Source organism: Streptomyces purpureus, from assembly GCF_014648195.1.
Classification (GTDB): Bacteria; Actinomycetota; Actinomycetes; order Streptomycetales; family Streptomycetaceae; genus Streptomyces; species Streptomyces purpureus.
Map to the genome: position 1 here is coordinate 11825 of NZ_BMQQ01000008.1, position 22674 is coordinate 34498.

The following is a 22674-nucleotide window of genomic DNA, read 5'->3' on the forward strand; positions in this document are numbered from 1 at the left end:
TATCGGTAACCTCGGCGCGGCCCTCGCCGGCTACGGCGGCTTCGCCTCCCGCGGCTTCCGCGTCGCGGCGCTGATCGACGCCGACCCCGCCATGACCGGCAAGCCGGTCGCCGGGATCCCCGTCCAGCACAGCGACGACCTCGAAAAGATCATCGAGGAGGACGGCGTCTCCATCGGCGTCATCGCCACCCCCGCCGGCGTCGCCCAGCAGGTCTGCGACCGGCTCGTGAACGCCGGGGTCACCTCGATCCTCAACTTCGCGCCGACCGTCCTCGCCGTGCCCGACGGTGTCGACGTGCGCAAGGTCGACCTCTCCATCGAGCTGCAGATCCTCGCCTTCCACGAGCAGCGCAAGGCCGGCGAGGAGGCGGGCGGCACCGAGGCCGCCGTACCCCCCGCCGTACGTGGCGCCACCCCCGGCGCCAACCGGAAGGGACCCGACGGGGACATCCCCGCCGTGATGCCGGCATGAGCCTCCTCGTCGTCGGTCTCAGCCACCGCAGCGCCCCCGTCAGCGTCCTCGAGCGCGCCTCGCTCGCCCCGGACACCCAGGCCAAGCTGCTCCAGGACACCCTCGCCGCCGAACCGGCCGCCGAGGCCACCGTCCTGGCCACCTGCAACCGCATCGAGCTCTACGCCGACGTGGACAAGTTCCACGCCGGTGTCGCCGAGCTGTCCACGCTGCTCGCCCAGCACAGCGGCGTCAGCCTGGAGGAGCTCACTCCCTATCTCTATGTGCACTACGAGGACAGGGCCGTCCACCACCTCTTCTCGGTGGCCTGCGGTCTGGACTCCATGGTCGTCGGCGAGGGCCAGATCCTCGGCCAGATCAAGGACACCCTCGCCCTCGGCCAGGAACTGCACACCGCCGGCCGGCTCCTGAACGACCTCTTCCAGCAGGCCCTGCGGGTCGGCAAGCGCGCCCACAGCGAGACCGGCATCGACCGCGCCGGGCAGTCGCTCGTCACCTTCGGCCTGGAGCAGCTCTCCCAGGGCACCGACGTCACCGAATGGGCCACGGGCAAGAAGGCCCTGGTCATCGGCGCCGGCTCGATGTCCTCGCTGGCCGCCGCCACGCTCGCCCGCGTCGGCGTCTCCGAGATCGTGATCGCCAACCGCACGGCCGCCCGCGCCGACCGGCTCGTACAGATCCTCACCGAGCCCGGCTCCACCGGCGTGGCCGCCCGGGCCGTCGAGATGGCCGCCGTCGGCGACGAGCTGACACGTGCCGACGTCGTCGTCTCCTGCACCGGCGCCACCGGCCTCGTCCTGACCGGCGAGGCCGTCGAGACCGCCATGCGCGGCCGCACGGCCCCGCTGGCCCTGCTCGACCTGGCCATGCCCCGCGACATCGACGCCGCCGCCCACCGCATGGCCGGCGTCCGGCTCGTCGACATAGAGTCCCTTGCCGAGGCCTCCGCCGACGCGCCGATGGCCGCCGACGTCGACCAGGTCCGCTCCATCGTCTCCGACGAGGTCGCCGCCTTCGGCGCCGCCCAGCGCGCCGCGCACATCACCCCGACCGTCGTCGCCCTGCGCACCATGGCCGCCGACGTCGTCGCGGGCGAGGTCGCCCGCCTCGAAGGCCGCCTCCCCGACCTCGACGACCGCCAGCGCGCGGAGATCACCCAGACCGTGCGCCGCGTCGTCGACAAACTCCTGCACGCCCCCACCGTGCGGGTCAAGCAGCTGGCCAGCGAGCCCGGCGGCGCCGGGTACGCCGACGCGCTGCGGACACTCTTCGACCTCGACCCGGAGGCGGTCGCCTCCGTCTCCCGGGCCGACCTGAATGACGCCGATGTCAAGAACCGAGGGCGAGTATGACCGAGAGGGCACTGAGGCTCGGGACCAGGCGCAGCAAGCTGGCCATGGCCCAGTCCGGGCAGGTGGCCGACGCCGTACGGCAGCTGACCGGACGGCCCGTCGAGCTCGTGGAGATCACCACGTACGGGGACACCTCCCGTGAGCACCTGGCGCAGATCGGCGGCACCGGTGTGTTCGTCGCCGCGCTGCGCGACGCGCTGCTCGCGGGCGAGGTCGACTTCGCCGTGCACTCGCTGAAGGACCTGCCGACCACCCAGCACCCCGAGCTGGCGCTGGCCGCGATCCCCAAGCGCGAGGACCCGCGCGACGTACTGATCGCCCGCGAGGGCCTGACGCTGGACCGGCTGCCCAAGGGCGCCCGGATCGGCACCGGCTCGCCGCGGCGCATGGCCCAGCTCCACGCGTACGCGCGCAGCCACGGGCTGACCATCGAGACCGTGCCGATCCGCGGCAACATCGACACCCGCGTCGGATACGTGCACAAGGGCGAGCTCGACGCGGTGGTACTCGCCGCGGCCGGACTCAACCGCATCGGCGGGACGGCGGAGCTCACCGGCTCCCTGTCGCTCGACCACCTGTCGGTCGACACCGTCCTGCCCGCCCCCGGCCAGGGGGCCCTGGCGATCGAGTGTGTGGCCTCCGACGCCGCCCTCGTCGCCGCGCTCGCCGAACTCGACGACCCGCACACCCGGGCCGCCGTGACCGCCGAGCGATCCCTGCTCGCCGCCCTGGAGGCCGGCTGCAGCGCACCTGTGGGTGCGCTGGCCGACCTGCTGGCCGACGGACAGGTTGTCACCGAAATGCGCCTGCGCGGCGTCGTCGGCACGACCGACGGCTCCACGCTGGTGCAGCTGTCCACCACCGGTCCCGTACCCACGTCGCACGGCGACGCCATCGCGCTCGGTCGCGAACTCGCGTCCGAGATGCTCGCCAAGGGTGCGGCCGGTCTTATGGGGGAGCGAGCACTTTGAGCCCCACCAGCCCCACCACTGCAACCCCGGCGTACCCCGGACACGGGCACGTCACGTTCCTGGGCGCCGGACCGGGCGACCCCGGACTGCTGACGCTCCGCGCCGTCGAGGCGCTCGCGGGCGCGGACGTGCTGATCGCCGAGCCGGATGTCCTCGACGTCGTACGCGTCCATGCGCGCCCAGGCGTGAGCACGCCTGAGCTGACGGTTGTTGACGATGCGTCAAAGGCCGCCGTTGTCCCTGTGTTGAGGGATGCGGCCAATCTTGTCATGGAGGCCGCGCGGGGCGGCAAGCGGGTCGTCCGTGCGGTGACCGGCGACCCCGGCCTCGACGGCAACGCCGGCGCCGAGATGCTCGCCTGCGCCGCCGAGGGCATCGCCTTCGAGGTCGTGCCCGGTGTCGCCACCGCGGTGGGCGTCCCCGCCTACGCCGGTGTGCCGCTGCGCGACTCCGAGGGCACCGACGTGCGCTTCGTCGACGCACGTACCGCCAGCGACCGCTGCTGGACCGAGGTCGGCGCCTCCGACGGCACCGTCGTCGTCTCGACCACCCTGGACGCGGTCGCCGCGGCCGCCGGGGAGCTGGTGGCGGCTGGCCGTAAGCCGGACACCCCGCTCACGGTGACCGTGGCCGGCACGACCACCCGGCAGCGGACCTGGACCGCGACGCTGGGCACCATCGCCCAGGTCTTCAAGCAGGGGAAGGTGCTGCCGTCCCCGGACGGGCACCAGCCCGTGATAGCCGTGGTCGGGGAGCGCAGCTCCGCCGCCCAGCGCGACCAGCTGTCGTGGTTCGAGTCGAAGCCGCTGTTCGGGTGGCGCGTCCTCGTCCCGCGGACGAAGGAGCAGGCGGCGTCGCTCTCCGACCAGCTGCGGTCCTACGGGGCCGTGCCGCATGAGGTCCCGACCATCGCCGTCGAGCCGCCGCGCACGCCCCAGCAGATGGAGCGCGCGGTCAAGGGCCTGGTGACGGGCCGCTACGAGTGGATCGCCTTCACCTCGGTCAACGCCGTCAAGGCGGTCCGGGAGAAGTTCGAGGAGTACGGGCTCGACGCCCGTGCCTTCGCGGGCATCAAGGTCGCCGCAGTGGGCGAGCAGACCGCCGCCGCGCTGGTCGACTTCGGCGTCAAGCCGGACCTGGTGCCCAGCGGTGAGCAGTCCGCGGCCGGCCTCCTGGAGGACTGGCCGCCGTACGACCCGGTCTTCGACCCGATCGACCGGGTGTTCCTGCCGCGCGCCGACATCGCCACGGAGACGCTGGTCGCGGGCCTGATCGAGCTCGGGTGGGAGGTCGACGACGTCACCGCCTACCGGACCGTACGGGCCTCGCCGCCGCCGGCGGACACCCGCGAGGCGATCAAGGGCGGTGGCTTCGACGCCGTGCTGTTCACCTCCTCCTCCACGGTGCGCAACCTCGTCGGCATCGCCGGCAAGCCGCACAACGTGACGGTCATCGCCTGCATCGGCCCGGCGACCGCGAAGACGGCGGAGGAGCACGGCCTGCGGGTCGACGTCCTGTCGCCCGAGCCGTCCGTCCACAAGCTGGCGGAGGCGCTGGCGGACTTCGGCATCCGCCGCCGCGAGGCGGCGCTGGAGGCCGGGGATCCGGTGACCCGGCCGAGCGAGCGCAGACCAGGGGCGCGGCGGCGTCGTACGACCTGAGACGTGTGGGGTGCGGGGCCTTCAGGGATCCCGCGCCCCGGTGACGCGGCCGGGCGCGCGCAGACGCCGGACGACCTGAGACGTGTGGGGTGCGGGGCCTTCCGGGGCCCCGCACCCCACTGCGTTACGCCCGTCCGCCCGGAAGGCGTCGGGCAACAAGGTGTCGGTAAACGCACCCCTCACGCGGGCGTAGCCTCGAGCGTATGAACTCGTACGGATCCTTTCCCGGTGCGCGGCCGCGGCGGCTGCGGACGACGCACGCCATGCGGCGCATGGTCGCCGAGACGCGGCTGCACGCGGCCGATCTGATCCTCCCCGCGTTCGTCCGGGAGGGCATCAGCGAGCCGGTGCCGATCGCCGCCATGCCCGGCGTCGTGCAGCACACCCGGGACACCCTGCGGAAGGCGGCCGTGGAGGCCGTGTCGGCCGGAGTCTCCGGGATCATGCTCTTCGGCGTGCCCGAGGACGCGAAGAAGGACGCCGCCGGAACCGCCGGCACGGACCCCGACGGGATCCTCCAGGTCGCGATCCGGGACGTGAAGGCCGAGGTCGGCGACGAGCTCGTGATCATGTCGGACCTGTGCCTGGACGAGTACACCGACCACGGGCACTGCGGTGTCCTGGACGCCGACGGACGCGTCGACAACGACGCCACGCTGGAGCGGTACGCCGAGATGGCGCAGGTCCAGGCCGACGCGGGCGTCCATGTCGTGGGCCCCTCCGGGATGATGGACGGCCAGGTCGGCGTGGTCCGGGACGCCCTGGACACCATCGGCAAGGAGGACGTGTCGATCCTCGCCTACACCGCGAAGTACTCCTCCGCCTTCTACGGCCCCTTCCGGGAGGCCGTCGGCTCCTCGCTGACCGGCGACCGAAAGACGTACCAGCAGGACCCCGCCAACCTGCGGGAGTCGATGCGCGAGCTCGCCCTCGACCTCGAGGAGGGCGCCGACATGGTCATGGTCAAGCCCGCGGGCCCGTACCTGGACGTGCTGGCGAAGGTCGCCGAGGCCGTGGACGTCCCCGTCGCCGCGTACCAGATCAGCGGTGAGTACGCGATGATCGAGGCCGCCGCCGAGAAGGGATGGATCGAGCGGGACCGGGCGATCCTGGAGACCCTGACCGGGATCCGGCGCGCCGGCGCGCAGATGATCCTCACGTACTGGGCGACCGAGGTCGCCCAGAAGCTCTGACACCCGGCAGCGTCTGACGCCCCGCGCACAACGCGGGCACAACACCGCCACAACGGGCGTACAACGCGCCGCTGAGAGCCTTCCCTCTGTTCGGACCGCACCATTCGGCAGTTCGAGAGAGGGAAGGCACTTCTGTGACACAGCAACGCACTTTCCGGGGGATCGCTCGGCTCGTCACCGCGCTCGCGGGAATCTTCGTCGTCCTCGTCGGCGGGCTCGCCACCGCGGGTGCCGCGGGCGCCGCGAGCACGCCCGGCTTCCAGGCGCAGGCCAGGAACGCCGGGCTGAGCGCCGGGCAGGCCGAGGGGCTCCAGGCCCAGGTGGACGCGTACAAGGAGCGCACGGGCGGGGTGCAGACCGCGCCGAACAAGATCGCGTTCCCGGGCGGGGAACTGACGGTCGTCGTGCCGGGCGAGAAGTACGCGCGTGATCTCAGCGACCCGGTCGGGACCCTGGCGGCCTGCCAGCACCTGCGCTTCTGCGCGTACAGCGGGACCAACTTCACCGGCAGCCAGATCAACATGTACACCTGCCGTACCTACAACATCCCGTGGTCCGGGGACGGCTCCTGGGACAACAACCAGTCGTCCGGCACCCGCGCCAAGATGTACAACAGCTCCGGGTCGCTGATCTACACGACGCCCGGCGCCCGTAGCTACGACAAGGTCGGCAGCTGGACGCCGGTGTACAAGGTCCGCAACTGCTGATCCCGTAGCAGTCCCGCGAGTTCGCCGGTCCCGGCCGTCGCCTGTACGTCAGGTGGCGGCCGGGACGTTCTGCCCGGTGAGGATGGACTGCTGGAGGCGCAGCAGTTCGGGGCCCGGGCCCAGGCCCAGTTCCTCGTCGAGGAGGCGGCGGCCGTCGTGGAAGACGTCGAGGGCTTCGGCGCGCCGGCCGGAGCGGTAGAGCGCCACCATCAGCTGGGCGCGGAAGCGTTCGCGGAAGGGGTGGTCGGCGACCAGGGGGCGCAGCCGGGCCGCGGCGGTGCTGTCCTGGCCGGTGGCGAGGTCGGCCTGGGCGAGCAGCTCGCAGGCGGCGAGGTGGAGTTCGTGGAGGCGGAGCGTCTCGCCGCGGACCAGGGGGATGTCGAGGTCGCCGTAGGCCGGGCCGTGCCACAGGGCGAGCGCGTCCTGCAGGACCGTACCGGCGTCGTGGGCGGCGCCGTCGTCGAGGAGGCGGCGGGCGCGGGCGCAGGCCGCCTCGAACCGCTGGGCGTCGATCTCGTCCGGTCCGGGGTGGAGGAGATAGCCGGTGGGGCAGGTGAGGACGCGGGCCTCGCCGAGGAGGCGGCGGAGTTTGTGGATGTGCCAGCGCAGCATGTCGGCGGCGGACGGTGGGGGCGCGGGCGCCCAGAGGGCGTCGATGAGGGCGTCCCGGGAGAGCACGGAGCCCGCGCGGGCGAGGAGTACGGCGAGGAGGGCGTGCTGCTTGCCGCCGCCGGGTGTGATGCGGTGCGGCCCGTCGTGGACGATGATCGGCCCGAGCACACAAAAACGCATGAATCCCCCTTGTGTGGAGCGGTTGGGCGTTGTTCCGGTGTGGTCGGGGGTGAGCGTGGCACGGCGCCGGGGCGGCGTATTGGAGAAATCTGCGGTCCTCGGCGCGGGCCCGCCGCCGGCCTTCAGGCCGGGTGGGGCAGCAGCACGCTGGTGACCTCGCCGCGCAGCCGGTCCTGCTCGCCGGGGGCGCCCGCGCCGCTCGTACGGTCGGCACGGAAGCGGCCCGGAGTCAGCCCGGTCATCGCCGTGAACTCCCGGTTGAGATGGGACTGGTCGAAGAAACCGCAGGCCTCCGCGGTCCGCGCGTACGACAGATCGGTGGCGAGCAGTCGCAGGACGCGGCCGAGGCGGTGGATCCGGGCGGCGGTCTTCGGTGTCGTCCCTATCTGCTGGACGAAGTGGTGGTGGAACTGTCGTTTGCTCCAGCCGGAGCGGGCGGCCAGCGCGTCGAGCGGCGCGGTGCCGCCGGTGCGCCGCAACTCCTCCCACGCCCAGGCCACTTGGGGGGCGTGCGGGCGGCCCGAGGCCGACCAGCGCAGCAGCGTGGCGTCGAGCCGGGCGAACCGTTCGGGCCAGGTGGGGGTCTCGGCGAGCCGCTCGGTGAGTCTGCGGACGCGGGGGCCGAGGATGTCGGTGGGGTCGGCGGCGTTGCCGGGAGTGTCCGCGAGCGCGGCCCCGAACAGCGCGAAGGCCGCCCACGGCGAGAGGATGATCTCCACACCGTGCAGGCGGCCGTCGTGTTCCCCGATGACCGGCCCGGTCCGCAGACCGGCCAGCAGGGAGTGGTACGAGCCCGTTTCCGTGGCTCCGTGGAGGTCCAGACGGGAGCCGAAGCCCAGCATCAGGGTCACGGAACCGTTCGGCACCTCAAGGCGGCGGCGGGGCTGGGGGAGTGCGAACCGGAAGCCGCGGTAGCAGCGGACCCCGGGCCACAGACGCCGGTCGGGTAAGGAGAAGACCGACTCCCAGGTGCCCTCGGGACATGCGTGGTGACACAGCATGGGCACGAGTGTGGGGGCTGGGGGCGGTGGTGTCGTGGGGCTTTTGCGACAGTCCGGGGCGGGGCGGGGTGACTGCCGAGGCCGGGGGCACCGGTGGCGATCGGCTGCAACCGTGAGGTGTTCATGCCGCGTCCCCGTCCGTGCGTTGCCCGTCGTCCGGCCCCATTGCCCGGCCCCATCGCCCGGCCTCATCGCCTGGCTCAGGAGGAGGAGCACCATGGTCACTCAAGGCGCCACACCACCACCCGCCCGCAGGAGCGGAGGGTGTCTCTCGGCCCTGCTGACACTGGCCGTGATCCTCGGCCTCGGCTACGGCGCGTCCCAGCTGTTCGGCGACGACTCGTCCTCGTCCTCCTCGGGCTCTTCGGGCTCCTCCGGTGGCAAGTCCTCCTCCTGGAAGGTCGGCGACTGCGGCGGACCCGACCCGGACGACCGGCCCGACGGGATCAAGGCCCTCGACTGCGACGACTCCGGCGCGACCTTCAAGGCCCTGGAGATCAAGGAGGCCAGCTTCCTCGCCGACTCCGTCCAGTGCCCGCCCGGCACCGACCTGATCGTCCAGGTCAAGGTCTCCTACGGCGGCAGCGGCAAGGGCGGCGGCATCCCCACCAACACCGTCTGCGGCCGCAACCTCTCCGGCGACCACCCCGGCGACGCGGGCGCCGGTGGCGGCCAGCTGGTGAAGGGCGACTGCGTGACCTCGCAGGCCCAGGAGGTTCCCTGCGCCTCCGGCGGCAGCGGCGTCCTCAAGGTCCTCGACCTCGTCAAGGAGAAGGAACAGTGCCCGGCCGGCACCGACGACCCCATGCAGCTGACCATCGGCATCGGCAGGCCGTACGACGTGATCTGCGGCGGCCGGGTCTGAGGCGCCCGGTCACTGCTTGAGCATCATCACCAGACGGGACAGGCCGTCGGCTCCGTGACCTTCCTCCACCGCCCGGTCCAGCAGCGGCGCGAGGAGGAGGAAGAAGCCGGGGTCGACGCCCTGGGCGCGGAAGGTGTCCGTGAAGTTGGGCAGGACCTCCCGGTTCATGGCGAGGTTCGACACATCGGTCAGGTGCTGCTCCGTGTCGATGGCCGTGGCCAGGTCCGGTACGGCCCCGAGCATCGCCGTGATCCACTCCTGGAGCGGTCCGGCGAACTCGGTGGCCGGGACGGACTCCGAGCGGATCAGGGCGAAGGCCTGGGCGACCCCCAGGAACATGCCGTACATGCCGGTCAGCAGCGCCAGGTCGTGCAGGGCCGCCCGGCCCGGTTCCGTACCGACCCAGCGCGTGCCGCCGAAGGCCGCGAGCGTCGGCCGGTGGGCCTCGTAGGCCTCCTCGTCACCGCTGTAGAGGACGTACGCGGCCGGGCTTCCGATCATCTGCGGGACGGCCATGATCCCGCCGTCGACGTACGCGGCGCCCGCCTTCGTCGCCCATCCGGAGATCGAACGGGCCTGCTCCGGGGTGCCGTTGGTGAGGTTCACCAGCGTCTTGCCGGTGAGGTCGAGGCCGGCGAGCGCCTCGGTGACGTTGTCGTTGGTCGACAGGCAGACGATCACCAGCGGGCTCGCCGCGACCGCCTCGGCCGGCGAGGCGGCCGGCAGCGCGCCCTGGGCGGTGAGCGGGCCGGTCTTGGCGGCGGTGCGGTTCCAGACGGTGAGGCGGTGGCCGGCGGAGAGCAGGGTGGCGGCGAGGGCGGAGCCCATCAGGCCGAGGCCGAGGACGGAGACGTCGGTCGGGGCGGCGGAGGTGGTCTTGGGCGTGTTCTCGGGGGTGTTCCCAGCGGTGTTCTCAGGCATGAGTCGATCTTTGCCCCACGCCGTGAGGCCAACAAGTACCGACTAAATAGTGGGGTACTTACCTCTTGGTAAGTAATGGAGTGCGGGCGCGCTGTGGTGATCTGCGGGCTCCCGGCGCACCCTGGAAGGAGTACCTCTGGAGGTGGTCCCTCATGCAGACACTCGTCGGATGGCACATCGACATGGAATTCAAGGAAGAGGGCGACAGGACACGGGCGGCCGCCATGGTCAGACTCGCCGACGGCACCGAATTCCGCTCCCACGGCACCGCCAACCGCCACCCCTCCGACCCCGAACAACTGCGCGTCGGGGAGGAGATCGCCGGAGCGCGCGCCCTCATGGAGCTCGCATCCCAACTCCTGCAGAAGGCACACAAAGAGATCGACGAGGTGTCCGGCCGCACCTCCCACCCCCTGAGGTGACAAGCCGAACCTGAGGTGAAAAAGCCGAGGGGGTGCGCCCGGCGCGACCGCCGGACACACCCCCAGGGGCAGGAAGGCGTCAGAGACGCCCGGGCGTACGGATACCGAGCAGCGCCATGCCCTGGTGCAGCGTGCGCGCCGTCAGGTCGACCAGGAACAGCCGGTTCTCCACGACCTCCGGCGCGTTGTCCGTGCTCAGCACCTGGCACTGGTCGTAGAACGTCGTCAGGTGCGACGCCAGCTGGTACAGATACGCCGCCAGCTTGTGCGGGGCGTACTCCGCGGCCACATCGGCGAGCAGCTCACCGAACCCGTCCAGGTGCAGCCCGAGCGCCCGCTCCGCCGGCGCCAGCTCCAGCTCCGGGTGCGCCACCGGACGCGCCTCGCCGGCCTTGCGCAGGATCGACTGGATACGGGCGTACGCGTACTGCAGGTAGACGGACGTGTCGCCGTTGAGCGACACCATCTGGTCCAGGTCGAACTTGTAGTCCCGGGCGGCCGACGTCGACAGGTCGGCGTACTTCACCGCGCCGATGCCCACATACCGGCCGTTCTCGACGATCTCCTGCTCGCTCAGGCCCACCTTCTCGGCCTTCTCCCGCACCACCGACGTCGCCCGCTCGACCGCCTCGTCCAGCAGGTCGACGAGCCGCACCGTCTCACCCTCACGGGTCTTGAACGGCTTGCCGTCCTTGCCGAGGACCGTGCCGAACGCCAGCTGGACCGCCTTGACCTCGTCGTTCAGCCAGCCCGCCCGGCGCGCGGTCTCGAAGACCATCCGGAAGTGCAGCGACTGCCGGGCGTCCACCACGTACAGCAGCGTCGACGCCTTCAGGTTCCGCACCCGGTCCCGGATCGCGGACAGGTCGGTGGCCGCGTAGCCGTACCCGCCGTTCGACTTCTTCACGATCAGCGGGGTCGGCTTGCCGTCCGGCCCCTTCACGTCGTCGAAGAACACGCACAGCGCACCCTCCGACCGCACGGCCACACCCGACTCCTCCAGGAGGCGGCACGTCTCGTCCAGCATGTCGTTGTAACCGGACTCGCCGATCACGTCCGGGTCGCGGATCTCCATGTCCAGCTTGTCGAAGACCGAGTAGAAGTAGATCTTCGACTCGTCCACGAACCGCTGCCACAGCGCACGCGTCTGCTCGTCCCCGGACTGCAGGGCCACCACCCGGTCACGCGAGCGCGCCTTGAACTCCTCGTCGGAGTCGAACAGCGCACGCGACGCCTTGTACAGCCGGTTCAGGTTCGACATGGCCTCCTCGCCGGAGACCTCCTCGCCGGACTTGTGGTCCAGCTCGTGCGGGTGCTCGATCAGATACTGGATGAGCATGCCGAACTGCGTGCCCCAGTCCCCGATGTGGTGACGCCGCACGATCTGCTCGCCGCTGAACTCCAGGATCCGGGTCATCGCGTCACCGATCACCGCCGACCGCAGGTGCCCGACGTGCATCTCCTTCGCCACATTCGGCTGCGCGTAGTCGATCACCGTCGTACCCGGCTGCTCGGCAAAGCCGACACCCAGCCGGTCGCCGTCCGCGTACCGCGCGGCCAGCGTCTCGGTGATCGCCCGGTCCGAGACCGTGATGTTCAGGAAGCCAGGCCCCGAGACCTCGATCTCCTTCAGCACCTCGCCCGTCCCGATCCCCTCGACGACCTTCGCCGCCAGCTCCCGGGGATTGGCCTTCGCCTTCTTCGCCAGCGCCAGGATGCCGTTGGCCTGGAAGTCGGCCCGGTCGCTACGTCGCAGCAGAGGGTCGGCGGCACCGGCCTCCGGCAGAGCTGCCGAGAGGGCCGCCGCGAGGCGCTGCTCAACGGTCGAAGCGAGGGAAGGGACCGAGGCCATGAGCTTCCGTTCCTGTAGATCAGTCGTCGGTGTATTTCGCTTGTCAAGTGTCCCACGGGCCAGCAAGGTGTTTTCCCGGCCTGTGGACAACTCGCCGGGCAACTCCCCGACGCGGATCACCCGCTGTGGACAACCTTCGGAGGACTCCTTCCGTCTGGGAGAATGACGTACACAAGCTTCGAGAATCCCGATCACTCAAGGACGTGCCGACCGTGGCTCAGAGCAGCACCGAGACCGACTGGGTCTCCCGTTTCGCGGACGAGGTCATCGCCGAGTCGGAGCGACGTGCGCCTGGCAAACCGGTCGTCGTCGCCTCCGGACTCTCCCCCTCCGGCCCCATCCACCTCGGCAACCTCCGCGAGGTCATGACCCCGCACCTGGTCGCCGACGAGATCCGCCGCCGCGGATACGAGGTCCGCCACCTCATCTCCTGGGACGACTACGACCGGTACCGCAAGGTGCCGGGCGGCGTCGAGGGCATCGACGAGTCCTGGGCCGAGCACATCGGCAAGCCGCTGACCTCCGTGCCCGCCCCGGCCGGCTCCCCCCACCCGAACTGGGCCGAGCACTTCAAGGCCGCCATGGTCGAATCCCTGGCCGATCTCGGCGTCGAGTACGACCCCATCAGCCAGACCGAGCAGTACACCGCCGGCGCCTACCGCGAGCAGATCCTGCACGCCATGAAGCACCGCGCGGCCATCGACGCCATCCTCGACCAGTACCGCACCAAGAAGGCCCCCGCCAAGAAGTCGCAGAAGCCCGTCGACGAGGCCGAGCTGGAAGCCGCCGAAGGCTCCGGCGCCGCCGCCGAGGACGACGGCTCCCAGGGCGCCGCCGGCTACTTCCCGTACAAGCCCTACTGCGGCCGCTGCGAGAAGGACCTCACCACCGTCGTCTCCTACGACGACGACACCACCGAGCTCGTCTACACCTGCAGCGCCTGCGGCTTCGGCGAGACGGTCGCCCTCAACGAGTTCAACCGCGGCAAGCTGGTCTGGAAGGTCGACTGGCCCATGCGCTGGGCCTACGAAGGCGTCATCTTCGAGCCCTCCGGCGTCGACCACTCCTCGCCCGGCTCCTCCTTCGTCGTCGGCGGCCAGATCGTCCGCGACATCTTCGACGGCGTCCAGCCCATCGGCCCCATGTACGCCTTCGTCGGCATCTCCGGCATGGCCAAGATGTCCTCCTCCCGAGGCGGCGTCCCGACCCCCGCCGACGCCCTGAAGATCATGGAAGCGCCCCTGCTGCGCTGGCTCTACGCCCGCCGCAAGCCCAACCAGGCCTTCAAGATCGCCTTCGACCAGGAGATCCAGCGGCTCTACGACGAGTGGGACAAGCTGGAGGCCAAGGTCCAGGACGGCACCGTCCTGCCCGCCGACGCCGCCGCCTACTCCCGCGCCGTCCGCACCGCCGCCGCCGAGCTCCCGCGCACCCCGCGCCCGCTCCCGTACCGCACGCTCGCCTCCGTCATGGACATCACCGCCGGACACGACGAGCAGACCCTGCGCATCCTCACCGAACTCGACCCCGACAACCCCGTCACCAGCCTCGACGAGGTCCGCCCCCGCCTGGACCGGGCCGAGAACTGGATCACCACCCAGGTCCCGGCCGACCAGCGCACCATCGTCCGCGACCAGCCCGACACCGAACTCCTCGACTCCCTCGACGACGAAGCCCGCACCTCCCTGCGGCTCCTCCTCGAAGGCCTCGACACCCACTGGTCCCTCGACGGCCTCACCACCCTCGTCTACGGCGTACCGAAGGTGATGGCCGGCCTCGACCCCGAAGCCAAGCCCACCCCCGAGCTGAAGGTCGCCCAGCGCTCCTTCTTCGCCCTGCTCTACAAGCTCCTCGTCAGCCGCGAGACCGGACCGCGCCTGCCCACCCTGCTCCTCGCCGTCGGCGCGGACCGCGTGCGCACGCTCCTCGGCGCCGCGTAACGCCGCCGCCTACGCGAAAGGGGCCGCCACCATCCGGTGACGGCCCCTTTCCGCATCCCCCGCACAATCCAAGACGGCCCCATGTGCATCCTTCGGACTACCTGCCATTCGGCCGTGCGCATGACGAAACCACGCCGCCGCCGGGGGACCGTGGACACATGAAGAACGAACTGATCGCGATCATCGGCTGGGTCCTCGGCGTCCAGGGTGGCCTGGGCGCCGGCGGACGCATCTTCGGGGACGGACCCTGGGGCCTGCTCCACAAATGGTGGGACATCCCCACCCCCGGCTACATCGCCCTCGCCGTCCTCGGCATCGCGCTCGCCCTCTACGGCGAAACCACCAAGAAGCGCGCCGCCAAAGCCTGACCACGCCCACGCCCCGGCACCGGCGGGCTCACGCGATGTGGTCCGCCTCCAGCTCCGACTCGAACCGCTGCCGGAACATCGGCATCAGCCGCCGCAGCAGCGTCGCGCTCAACGGATGCTGTATCCCATGGACGTCGACAAGAATGATGTCCAGCTGCTCGTTGCTCGGAAACGCACCGTGCTGATGCGCATAGTCGCGGTACACCGGATACGCCAGCTCGGCGAACTCCTCCACATCCGCCTGCGTCACCGGACCCGCCTCCATCCGCGGCCCCGGAATCGTCGCCTGCGCCTCCTGCACCCCCGGCACATCCTCCGGCCCCGCCGGAATCATCACCGGCGTCGGCTCCAGACCCTCCACATACGTCGGCGCGTACTGACCCTCGTACGCCCCCTGCGGCATCTGCTGCGCCTGGAACCACGGGGACTCGTGGCTCACCGCCACATCCTCCCCCTGCTCGGGATGCGGCTGCGCCTGCCCGCCGCCCGGAAGCTCATGACCCCCCTGAACCCGCCCCGGAGCCCCGGCCCCCGCCTGCCCCGCCTGCCCCGCCTGGAGAGCCGGCGCGTCATCGGCGTCCCGCGCCACCGTCGGATTCGGCGGCAGCAGCACCGGCTCGATCCCGGCCGCCGCCAGCCCCGCCGGAGCGGTCTCCGCCAACGGCACCCCGTACTTCGCCAGCCGCAACGGCATCAACGCTTCCACCGGCGCCTTACGCCGCCACGCCCGCCCGAAACGCGCCTGCAGCCGCGCCTGATAGATCAGCCGATCCTGCTCCAGCTTGATGACCTGCTCGTACGAACGCAGCTCCCACAGCTTCATCCGCCGCCACAGCCGAAACGTCGGCACCGGCGACAACAGCCAGCGCGTCAGCCGCACACCCTCCATGTGCTTGTCCGCCGTGATGTCGGCGATCCGCCCCACCGCGTGCCGCGCCGCCTCGACCGCCACCACGAACAGCACCGGGATCACGGCGTGCATCCCCACACCCAACGGGTCCGGCCACGCGGCCGCACCGTTGAACGCGATCGTCGCCGCCGTCAGCAGCCACGCCGTCTGACGCAGCAGCGGGAAGGGGATCCGCATCCACGTCAGCAGCAGGTCCAGCGCCAGCAGCACACAGATACCGGCGTCGATACCGATGGGAAAGACCAGGGAGAAGTCGCCGAAGCCCTTCTTCTCCGCGAGTTCGCGCACAGCGGCGTACGACCCCGCGAAGCCGATCCCGGCGATGATCAAAGCTCCCGCGACCACGACGCCGATGAGTATCCGGTGCGTGCGTGTCAGCTGCATCGCGGCCACCCGCGATCCCCTCCCGTTGTCGACATCAAGCCAGCACAGCGTGGCACACGTGTACGGAGCCCGACCCTCGGGGGGAGGGACGGGCTCCGCAAAAGCCAGCCATAAGCCGGACGTTGGGCGTCTTGCGCCCTTATGCCACTCCTCGGCGCTACGTGCCGGGGCTACCTGTTGGCGCTACTTGTTGGCGGCCGCGATCGCGGCGACCGCCTCCTTGGCCGCCTTCGTCGCGCCCTCCATCATCGCCTTCTCACCCGGAGCGCCGTCACCGGCGTAACCGGCGCCGTTGAAGGACAGCACCACCACCGCGTTGGCCGTACGCGCCACGATCGTCGCGTACTTGAACTCCTCGTCGGTCTTCTTCGTGTCGTACGCCACCGCGGTCGCCTCGTCCCCGATGCCGTTCGCCGGCGACGTCCGCATCTTCGAGGCACCCGGGGTCGCCTTCAGCTTGGCGATCTCCTTCTCGGCGCTCTCCTTGGCACGCTCATCACCGCTGCCCAGCACCGGGTCCGAGTTGTAACGGAAGAGCGAGACGTCGAGCCAGCGGTACTGCGACCCGTCGACACCCTTGTCCTCCAGGCCGTTCCAGGAGCAGCCACCACGGTTGGCCGGGTTGCTCGACTTGCCCGGCGTGCCCGCCTTCGTCTTCACCTTCGGCACCAGGTCCTCGATCGTCTTGGCGGCGATCGCCTGACAGGCCGAGGGCAGCTTGGCGTACTTCGCCGGGATGACCGTCGGCGTCGGCTTCTCCGAGACGCCACCACCCGGGGCGGCGGACGACGCCCCGGCCGAGGGCGCCTTCGCCCCAGGCGCCTGGCCTTCCTTGCCGTCGGAGTCCGACGAGCAGCCGGCGACGGCGAGCATCACGGGGACGGCCGCGCAGGCGAGTATGCGGGTGAGTCGCGGGGCTGATCGGTGCATGGTTCCTTCAGTCGTCACTCGGGTGCTTGGTCGCTTCGGGTCGTCCGGTGCCGTACGGCGTTCTTCTGTTGTCGTCGCCGGGCGTCATCGGGTCTGTCCGGACACGTTACGTGGCCCACGGCCGCCAAGGCCGCCGCCCACCGGCGCCCCGACAGGAGCTACTCGTTGAACCGCTCGGCCAGGCTGCGGGCCAGACCCTGCGCCTTGTCCTGCAGTTCCTTGCTGTCCGGCAGCCCGGCCGGGGCCGTCGGCTGCGCCACGTACTCCACCGTCACGACCACGTTCGATGTGCGGAACACCACGCTCACGGTCCGCTGCTGGGCGCCCGACCCGGCCCCGGTCAGTACATCGTTCAGGAACGCAGCGTCACCGAGCCCCTCCAGCACCCGCGGCTCCAGACCGAGCCCGGTACCGGTCCCCGAGGGGGATGAAGCCGGGGCGGAGGGGGCGCTGGAGGTCTTCGCGGGCGTCCCGGAAGGGGTGCCCGAAGGGACGGCGGGCGTGCTCGCGGGAGCCGAGCTCGCCGGCGCGGGCAGCGCGGCCGCGACCTGCTTGCGGGCGTAGACCGCCTGCGCGCGGTCGTCGTCGCTGACCGTGGCGTCGTAGGAGACGACCCGCTCGAAGTCCAGCCGCAGCTGGTGCGACGCGTCGGGCGCGTCCGCCTTCCAGGTGCAGCCGGCCCGCCGGTCGGTGTCGTACGTGACGGCCGCCGTGCCCCGGTAGACCCGCGCCTGCTGCTCCTCGGGCATCCCGGCGGCGCCGGGAAGCAGGTCACGCAGGGTGGTGCGCTCGACCGAGCCGCAGGGCTCGAAGAGCGTGCGGTACTTGCCGGGGGCCGCGGCGGGCGCGGCCGGCCCGGCCTTGGCATCGGTCGCGGAGCCGTCGGTCCCCGCCCCGGCGGTGCAGCCGGTGACGCCGGCGGCGAGCGCCGCGGCGAGTGCCGCCAGACCGGGTGCGTACGCCTTTCGCTGCACGGTCCCAGGCTCCCTTCTGCCCAAAAACTCGTTGCCGTCGGATGGCGGCCGGTGGACACAATGTGTATCGCACGCGCAGCCGTCGATGCCGGTCCGTAGTCACGTATACGGACCTTGGAGCCGGTTTTTGCGTTATCAGGCTTTTCGGGGGAATTGAGGAAGTATGTCGTACGTAGAGGTGCCGGGCGCGAAGGTGCCCATCCGCATGTGGACGGATCCCGCGACGGTCGACGACGGGGCCATGCAGCAGCTGCGGAACACCGCGACGCTGCCGTGGATCAAGGGCCTGGCCGTGATGCCGGACGTGCATTACGGCAAGGGCGCGACGGTCGGCTCCGTGATCGCGATGCAGGGTGCGGTCTGCCCGGCGGCGGTCGGTGTGGACATCGGCTGCGGGATGTCCGCGGTGAAGACGTCCCTGACGGCGAACGACCTGCCGGGGGATCTGTCGCGGCTGCGGTCCAAGATCGAGCAGGCGATTCCGGTGGGGCGGGGGATGCACCGGGAGATGGTGGACCCGGCGCGGCTGTACGGGTTCCCGATGGCGGGGTGGGACGACCTGTGGGCGCGGTTCGACGGGGTCGCAGAATCGGTCAAATTCCGCCATGAGCGGGCTGAAAAGCAGATGGGAACGCTCGGCGGGGGCAACCATTTCTGTGAGCTTTTGATCGATTCTGACAACTCTGTGTGGTTGATGCTGCACTCCGGCTCCCGGAACATTGGTAAGGAGCTCGCCGAGTACCACATCGGTCAGGCGCAGAAGCTGCCGCACAACCAGGGCTTGATCGACCGCGATCTGGCGGTGTTCGTCGCGGAGACCCCGCAGATGGCGGCCTACCGGAACGACCTCTTCTGGGCGCAGGAGTATGCGAAGTACAACCGCGCGATCATGATGGCGCTGTTCCAGGACGTTGTTCGCCGGGAGTTCAAGAAGGCGAAGGTGACCTTCGACCCGGTGATCTCCTGCCACCACAACTATGTGGCGGAGGAGCGTTACGAGGGCATGGACCTGCTGGTCACCCGCAAGGGTGCGATCCGTGCGGGCTCCGGCGAGTACGGGATCATCCCCGGCTCGATGGGCACCGGCTCGTACATCGTGAAGGGTCTCGGCAATGAGGCCGCGTTCAATTCGGCCTCGCACGGCGCTGGCCGACGGATGAGCCGGAGCGCGGCGAAGCGGCGCTACTCGGCGAAGGACCTGGAGGACCAGACCCGGGGCGTGGAGTGCCGTAAGGACTCCGGCGTCGTGGACGAGATCCCGGGCGCCTACAAGCCGATCGAGAAGGTCATCGACCAGCAGCGGGACCTGGTCGCGGTCGTCGCGAAGCTGAAGCAGGTCATCTGTGTGAAGGGCTGACGCCCACGGGTCTCATGGAGAAAGGGGCCGCCCCGGCCGGGGTGGCCCCTTTTCCCGTACGGATCACAGCTCGCGGTGGACCTTGGTGTTCGAGGCCTGGGCGCGGGGGCGGACCACCAGGAGGTCGATGTTGACGTGGGGCGGGCGGGTGACGGCCCAGGCGATCGTGTCGGCGACGTCGTCCGCGGTGAGGGGCTCCGCCACGCCCGCGTAGACCTTCGCGGCCTTCTCGGTGTCGCCGCGGAAGCGGGTCGTCGCGAACTCCTCGGTCTTGACCATGCCGGGGGCGACCTCGATCACGCGGACCGGGGTGCCGACGATCTCCAGGCGGAGGGTTTCGGCGAGGACGCGGGCGCCGTTCTTGGCGGCGACGTAACCGGCGCCGCCCTCGTACGTGGCGTGGGCCGCCGTGGAGGAGAGGACCACGACCGTGCCGTCGCCGCTGGCGGTGAGGGCGGGGAGCAGGGCCTGGGTGATGTGCAGGGTGCCGATGACGTTCGTCTCGTACATCTGGCGCCAGTCGTCCGGGTCGCCGGTGGCCACGGGGTCCGCGCCGAGTGCGCCGCCGGCGTTGTTGACCAGGACGGCGATCGTGCGGAAGGCGGTGGCGAAGGTCTGAACGGCCTCGCGGTCGGTGACGTCGAGGGCGTAGGCGGTGGCCTGGTGGCCCGCTTCGTTGATCTCGGCGGCCAGGGCCTCGATGCGGTCCTTGCGGCGGGCGGTGAGGACCACGCGGTAGCCGGCCGCGGCGAGCTGCCGGGCGGTGGCGGCGCCGATGCCGCTGCTTGCTCCGGTGACGACGGCGATCCTGTTCCCGGCGGCAGTCATGGCAGTGCTCCTCGCGCGTGTGGTCGATATGCGGTCAGGATAGGCGCGGCCGGCGGACACCGGCCGGGGGTCCGCGCCGCGCGGGCTGACGGTTCATCAGGAAATATGCGGAGAAATCGGTTGTGATCGGTATCTTCGGATCATGAGTGTCCTGCGCAGTGCTTTCCTCGCGGCGGCCGTCGCCGCCGTGTCGGTGACCACCACCGCGGCCGGCGCCGCTCCCGCCGACCGGACCGGCCGGACCGAGCCGGCCGTCGTCCCCGAGGCCGACGTGGCGCACCACGGGCACGCCACCCTCTGGGACGGGCGGATCGGCGTCTGGCTCACCAGCCGCAACCACGGCCCGGCCGCCCTGGCCGACCTGACCGTACGGCTGGAGTTCTCCCAGCCCCTCGCCCCCGACCAGCAGCCGCCGAGCGGTTGCCTGCGGGACGGCGACCGGGTGCTCCTGTGCGGTACGGGCGCCCTCACCGCGGACGGCTCGCCGCGGGAGCTCGCCCTCGACCTGCGGGCCGTCGGCGCCCCGCACGAGGTGACCGTGCGCATCGACACCGTGTGGAACGGCGGCGCGACCGACCGGGACCCGGCCAACCACCGCCACGAGGTCCTCGTCCCGGCGACCGGCGACCCGTACATCTTCTGACTCGACGGGATTGTCAGACCCCGGTGCGACACTCGACCCGTGATCGTCGAACGCGCATACGCTCATCTGTCGCCGTCCGACCAGCAGGACCTCCAGCAGGAGTGGCCCTGGTCCGTGCCCTGTGTGCGCCAGCTCCTCACCGAAGGGCTGCGCTTCACCGCCCCCGTCACCTTCCTCGTCGGTGAGAACGGCTCCGGCAAGTCCACTCTCGTCGAAGCCCTGGCCGAAGGCTTCGGCCTGGACTCCTGGGGCGGCTCGCACGACTGGCGCTACGCCACCCAGCGCGGCAAGTCCGCCCTCGGCGAGCGCATACGGTTCGACGCGGCCCCCCGGGGCCGCCGCATGCTCGGCAACCGCGCCGCGCGCAAAGGCTTCTTCCTGCGGGCCGAGACCGCCCTCGACGCCCTCGACCGGGAAGGCTTCGCCCCCGACCAGGTCAGCCACGGCGAGGGCTTCCTCGCCGCGTTCCGCGGGAAGTTCCTCCAGCCCGGCCTCTACGTCATGGACGAGCCCGAAGCCGCCCTCTCCTTCTCCTCCTGCCTCGAACTCCTCGGCCACATCGACCAGTTGGTCAAGAAAGGCGGCCAAATCGTCTGCGCCACCCACTCGCCGCTGCTCACCGCCCTGCCCGGCGCGGACATCATCGAGATCGGCCCGCACGGCATGCGCCGCGTCGCCTGGAAGGAGCTCGCCGTCGTCGACCACTGGCGCCGCTACCTCGCCGACCCGCAGACGTACCTCCGCCACATACTCGCCTGACGCCTTCCGGCCCCGGCGCGGGCCCTGCTAGACCGGCGCGTCACCGAACTCGCGCAGCGCGTCCCGCACGATCGCCTCCAGCCGGGCGTGGTGGGCGCCCCGCCAGTAGACCCGCTCGCACGCCGCGCACTGCGCGAAGACGTCGTACGTACGCTCGGTGCCCTGGTGGAGCTGTCCCCGTACGGAGTCCTTGTCGGCGTCCGCCAGCTCTCCGTTGCACGCGGTGCAGCGGGTCCACGGCGCCAGGCGCGGCGCGAACCGCCCCAGCACGTCGCGCAGCTGATCGTCGGGACGGTCGCTGTAGACGTACGCCCCCGCCCACAGCTCACGGCGGCGCAGCAGCCCCCGGTCCCGGGACAGCATCACCCGCCGCTCCCTGGCGGAGAGCGCGGCGAGCGCCGGGTCGCCGATGTCCTCGCTCTCGTACGCCGCGTCCACACCGAGCAGTCGCAACCGCCGTGCCAGCGTGCCCAGATGGACATCGAGGAGAAAACGCAGCGGGGCGCCCGGAACCTCCTGCGGCCGCTCGACGCCGTACACCTCGACGCTCTCGCCCGCCGCCGGAATGTGCGAGACGGCCACCGCACGGCCGTCGACGAGGAGACGGCCCGCCTCCGTGAGCGGTACGCCCAGCGACTCGACGACATGGCCGAGCGTGGACGCGCCGTCGGTCCTCAGCGTGGTGCGCCCGCCGCGGCGGTCCGCCGGTACGAACAGGTGCAGGTCGGGGGCGAAACTGATCTGGATCTCCGGTCCGTTCACGCCGTCAGCATGTCATCGACCGCGCCGCGCCAGCCAGGAAATTCGGGGCTTCGGGCGCCGGTGCCTGTGCCTCGATCGCCAACTCCCTGGGCGACGGCGGGACGCCCCGGTAGCGTGCCAGTATGAAGATCATCGACCTTGAGCCGGGCGACCCCCGCCTCCACGACGACCTCCTGCCGGTCCTGCTCGAGCTGCGCCCCCATCTCACGGGCGAGCTCTTCCGTGAGATCTACGCCAAGGGCCACCCCCAGGGGCTCCGGTTCACCGCCGCGTACGCCGACGACGGCAGCTGCGTCGGCGCGGCGGGCTGGCGGATCGTCGACAACACCAGCCAGATCCGCAAGCTCTACGTCGACGACCTCGTCACCGCCGCGCACGCCCGCTCCACCGGCGTCGGCCACCACCTCCTCGCCCACCTCGAAGCCCACGCCCGCGCGGCCGGCTGCCACCACCTCAACCTGGACTCCGGCACCCACCGCACCGACGCGCACCGCTTCTACCACCGTGAAGGCCTCACCATCGCCGCCTTCAACTTCGACAAGGAGCTCAGCTAGACACCGCCGGACCGCCTGCCGTCGGGCATCGCGGCGGCCAGGTCGAGCCGCCAGTC

At 71.0% G+C, this 22674-nt stretch carries 22 protein-coding genes and 1 pseudogene; 14 read left to right on the forward strand and 9 right to left on the reverse strand.

Features of this window, described 5'->3' with window-relative positions; translation table 11 throughout:
- The 6 genes and pseudogenes from IEZ01_RS34865 to IEZ01_RS12495 form a co-directional block, all read left to right on the forward strand.
- A pseudogene (locus IEZ01_RS34865) lies at positions 1-472 on the forward strand (redox-sensing transcriptional repressor Rex); the annotation flags it as partial.
- A complete protein-coding gene (locus tag IEZ01_RS12475) occupies positions 469-1824 on the forward strand; it encodes a glutamyl-tRNA reductase (RefSeq protein WP_189201680.1) in 1356 nt (451 codons plus the stop codon). The pseudogene IEZ01_RS34865 and the gene IEZ01_RS12475, both read left to right, overlap by 4 nt.
- Positions 1821-2795: a hydroxymethylbilane synthase gene (gene hemC, locus IEZ01_RS12480; RefSeq protein WP_019888501.1), complete on the forward strand. Its 975-nt coding sequence runs from the start codon at positions 1821-1823 to the stop codon at positions 2793-2795. Before IEZ01_RS12475 ends, hemC begins: the two co-directional genes overlap by 4 nt.
- Positions 2792-4456 carry a bifunctional uroporphyrinogen-III C-methyltransferase/uroporphyrinogen-III synthase gene (locus IEZ01_RS12485; protein WP_189201682.1) on the forward strand — a complete coding sequence of 555 codons (1665 nt, stop codon included), beginning with the start codon at positions 2792-2794 and terminating at the stop codon, positions 4454-4456. The genes hemC and IEZ01_RS12485 overlap by 4 nt, the downstream gene beginning before the upstream one ends.
- Before the next feature lie 203 nt (positions 4457-4659).
- Entirely contained in the window at positions 4660-5649 is a 990-nt protein-coding gene (hemB, locus tag IEZ01_RS12490; RefSeq protein WP_078513373.1) for a porphobilinogen synthase, read from the forward strand.
- Positions 5650-5783: 134 nt separating this feature from the next.
- Positions 5784-6356 carry a peptidase inhibitor family I36 protein gene (locus tag IEZ01_RS12495; RefSeq protein WP_019888505.1) on the forward strand — a complete coding sequence of 191 codons (573 nt, stop codon included), beginning with the start codon at positions 5784-5786 and terminating at the stop codon, positions 6354-6356.
- 48 nt (positions 6357-6404) lie between these two features.
- On the opposite strand, the gene IEZ01_RS12500 is transcribed toward IEZ01_RS12495, so the two are convergent.
- A complete protein-coding gene (locus tag IEZ01_RS12500; protein ID WP_189201684.1) occupies positions 6405-7148 on the reverse strand; it encodes an AfsR/SARP family transcriptional regulator in 744 nt (247 codons plus the stop codon).
- Between the two features lie 122 nt (positions 7149-7270).
- Positions 7271-8149 carry an AraC family transcriptional regulator gene (locus IEZ01_RS12505; protein WP_189201686.1) on the reverse strand — a complete coding sequence of 293 codons (879 nt, stop codon included), beginning with the start codon at positions 8147-8149 and terminating at the stop codon, positions 7271-7273.
- 217 nt (positions 8150-8366) lie between these two features.
- On the opposite strand from IEZ01_RS12505, the gene IEZ01_RS12510 reads away from it, so the two are divergent.
- On the forward strand, positions 8367-9014 hold the full coding sequence (locus IEZ01_RS12510) for a hypothetical protein (RefSeq protein ID WP_028797826.1): 648 nt from the start codon (positions 8367-8369) through the stop codon (positions 9012-9014).
- A gap of 9 nt (positions 9015-9023) precedes the next feature.
- Here the strand turns inward: IEZ01_RS12510 and IEZ01_RS12515 are convergent, their stop codons facing one another.
- Positions 9024-9935: an NAD(P)-dependent oxidoreductase gene (locus tag IEZ01_RS12515; protein ID WP_189201688.1), complete on the reverse strand. Its 912-nt coding sequence runs from the start codon at positions 9933-9935 to the stop codon at positions 9024-9026.
- Between the two features lie 152 nt (positions 9936-10087).
- On the opposite strand from IEZ01_RS12515, the gene IEZ01_RS12520 reads away from it, so the two are divergent.
- A complete protein-coding gene (locus IEZ01_RS12520; RefSeq protein WP_019888512.1) occupies positions 10088-10357 on the forward strand; it encodes a DUF1876 domain-containing protein in 270 nt (89 codons plus the stop codon).
- A 79-nt stretch (positions 10358-10436) separates the two neighbouring features.
- Here the strand turns inward: IEZ01_RS12520 and argS are convergent, their stop codons facing one another.
- The gene (argS, locus tag IEZ01_RS12525) at positions 10437-12209 is read right to left on the reverse strand and encodes an arginine--tRNA ligase (RefSeq protein ID WP_189201690.1); all 1773 of its coding nucleotides are present in this window, start codon (positions 12207-12209) and stop codon (positions 10437-10439) included.
- A gap of 203 nt (positions 12210-12412) precedes the next feature.
- Between argS and lysS the strand changes: the two genes are divergently transcribed.
- Together lysS and IEZ01_RS12535 are read left to right on the forward strand one after the other, a co-directional pair.
- Positions 12413-14149 (forward strand): lysine--tRNA ligase, encoded by a 1737-nt coding sequence (lysS, locus tag IEZ01_RS12530; protein ID WP_189201692.1) that lies wholly within the window; start codon positions 12413-12415, stop codon positions 14147-14149.
- 158 nt (positions 14150-14307) lie between these two features.
- Positions 14308-14517, forward strand: coding sequence for a hypothetical protein (locus tag IEZ01_RS12535; RefSeq protein WP_019888515.1), 210 nt, complete (start codon positions 14308-14310; stop codon positions 14515-14517).
- A 28-nt stretch (positions 14518-14545) separates the two neighbouring features.
- Here the strand turns inward: IEZ01_RS12535 and IEZ01_RS12540 are convergent, their stop codons facing one another.
- From IEZ01_RS12540 to IEZ01_RS12550, 3 genes are all read right to left on the reverse strand, one after another.
- Positions 14546-15811, reverse strand: a complete 1266-nt coding sequence (locus IEZ01_RS12540) for a DUF2637 domain-containing protein (protein WP_040875612.1) — start codon at positions 15809-15811, stop codon at positions 14546-14548.
- 183 nt (positions 15812-15994) lie between these two features.
- A complete protein-coding gene (locus IEZ01_RS12545; protein ID WP_019888517.1) occupies positions 15995-16741 on the reverse strand; it encodes a hypothetical protein in 747 nt (248 codons plus the stop codon).
- 158 nt (positions 16742-16899) lie between these two features.
- Positions 16900-17715 (reverse strand): DUF3558 domain-containing protein, encoded by an 816-nt coding sequence (locus tag IEZ01_RS12550; protein WP_189201694.1) that lies wholly within the window; start codon positions 17713-17715, stop codon positions 16900-16902.
- Positions 17716-17878: 163 nt separating this feature from the next.
- On the opposite strand from IEZ01_RS12550, the gene IEZ01_RS12555 reads away from it, so the two are divergent.
- Complete coding sequence (locus tag IEZ01_RS12555; protein WP_189201696.1) at positions 17879-19072, forward strand: RtcB family protein; 1194 nt, start codon at positions 17879-17881, stop codon at positions 19070-19072.
- Between the two features lie 63 nt (positions 19073-19135).
- Here IEZ01_RS12555 and IEZ01_RS12560 read toward each other — a convergent pair whose 3' ends face one another.
- Positions 19136-19900 (reverse strand): SDR family NAD(P)-dependent oxidoreductase, encoded by a 765-nt coding sequence (locus tag IEZ01_RS12560; protein WP_189201698.1) that lies wholly within the window; start codon positions 19898-19900, stop codon positions 19136-19138.
- Between the two features lie 142 nt (positions 19901-20042).
- Between IEZ01_RS12560 and IEZ01_RS12565 the strand changes: the two genes are divergently transcribed.
- Both IEZ01_RS12565 and IEZ01_RS12570 read left to right on the forward strand, forming a co-directional pair.
- Positions 20043-20543, forward strand: a complete 501-nt coding sequence (locus IEZ01_RS12565; protein WP_019888521.1) for a hypothetical protein — start codon at positions 20043-20045, stop codon at positions 20541-20543.
- 39 nt (positions 20544-20582) lie between these two features.
- Positions 20583-21302, forward strand: a complete 720-nt coding sequence (locus tag IEZ01_RS12570; RefSeq protein WP_189201700.1) for an AAA family ATPase — start codon at positions 20583-20585, stop codon at positions 21300-21302.
- Positions 21303-21329: 27 nt separating this feature from the next.
- Here IEZ01_RS12570 and IEZ01_RS12575 read toward each other — a convergent pair whose 3' ends face one another.
- Positions 21330-22064, reverse strand: a complete 735-nt coding sequence (locus tag IEZ01_RS12575) for a Mut7-C RNAse domain-containing protein (protein WP_189201702.1) — start codon at positions 22062-22064, stop codon at positions 21330-21332.
- Between the two features lie 122 nt (positions 22065-22186).
- Between IEZ01_RS12575 and IEZ01_RS12580 the strand changes: the two genes are divergently transcribed.
- Positions 22187-22618: a GNAT family N-acetyltransferase gene (locus IEZ01_RS12580; RefSeq protein ID WP_189201704.1), complete on the forward strand. Its 432-nt coding sequence runs from the start codon at positions 22187-22189 to the stop codon at positions 22616-22618.
- The last annotated feature ends 56 nt before the right edge of the window (positions 22619-22674 follow it).

Bases quoted from the DNA above. Each gene is read 5' to 3' on its own strand.
- IEZ01_RS12505 (WP_189201686.1), bottom strand. From the start codon at position 8,149: ATGCTGTGTCACCACGCATGTCCCGAGGGCACCTGGGAGTCGGTCTTC.
- IEZ01_RS12555 (WP_189201696.1), top strand. From the start codon at position 17,879: ATGTCGTACGTAGAGGTGCCGGGCGCGAAGGTGCCCATCCGCATGTGG.
- IEZ01_RS12545 (WP_019888517.1), bottom strand. From the start codon at position 16,741: ATGCACCGATCAGCCCCGCGACTCACCCGCATACTCGCCTGCGCGGCC.
- hemB (WP_078513373.1), top strand. From the start codon at position 4,660: ATGAACTCGTACGGATCCTTTCCCGGTGCGCGGCCGCGGCGGCTGCGG.
- IEZ01_RS12510 (WP_028797826.1), top strand. From the start codon at position 8,367: ATGGTCACTCAAGGCGCCACACCACCACCCGCCCGCAGGAGCGGAGGG.
- IEZ01_RS12515 (WP_189201688.1), bottom strand. From the start codon at position 9,935: ATGCCTGAGAACACCGCTGGGAACACCCCCGAGAACACGCCCAAGACC.
- IEZ01_RS12520 (WP_019888512.1), top strand. From the start codon at position 10,088: ATGCAGACACTCGTCGGATGGCACATCGACATGGAATTCAAGGAAGAG.
- IEZ01_RS12565 (WP_019888521.1), top strand. From the start codon at position 20,043: ATGAGTGTCCTGCGCAGTGCTTTCCTCGCGGCGGCCGTCGCCGCCGTG.
- IEZ01_RS12535 (WP_019888515.1), top strand. From the start codon at position 14,308: ATGAAGAACGAACTGATCGCGATCATCGGCTGGGTCCTCGGCGTCCAG.
- IEZ01_RS12580 (WP_189201704.1), top strand. From the start codon at position 22,187: ATGAAGATCATCGACCTTGAGCCGGGCGACCCCCGCCTCCACGACGAC.
- IEZ01_RS12500 (WP_189201684.1), bottom strand. From the start codon at position 7,148: ATGCGTTTTTGTGTGCTCGGGCCGATCATCGTCCACGACGGGCCGCAC.
- IEZ01_RS12560 (WP_189201698.1), bottom strand. From the start codon at position 19,900: ATGACTGCCGCCGGGAACAGGATCGCCGTCGTCACCGGAGCAAGCAGC.
- IEZ01_RS12540 (WP_040875612.1), bottom strand. From the start codon at position 15,811: ATGCAGCTGACACGCACGCACCGGATACTCATCGGCGTCGTGGTCGCG.
- hemC (WP_019888501.1), top strand. From the start codon at position 1,821: ATGACCGAGAGGGCACTGAGGCTCGGGACCAGGCGCAGCAAGCTGGCC.
- IEZ01_RS12475 (WP_189201680.1), top strand. From the start codon at position 469: ATGAGCCTCCTCGTCGTCGGTCTCAGCCACCGCAGCGCCCCCGTCAGC.
- argS (WP_189201690.1), bottom strand. From the start codon at position 12,209: ATGGCCTCGGTCCCTTCCCTCGCTTCGACCGTTGAGCAGCGCCTCGCG.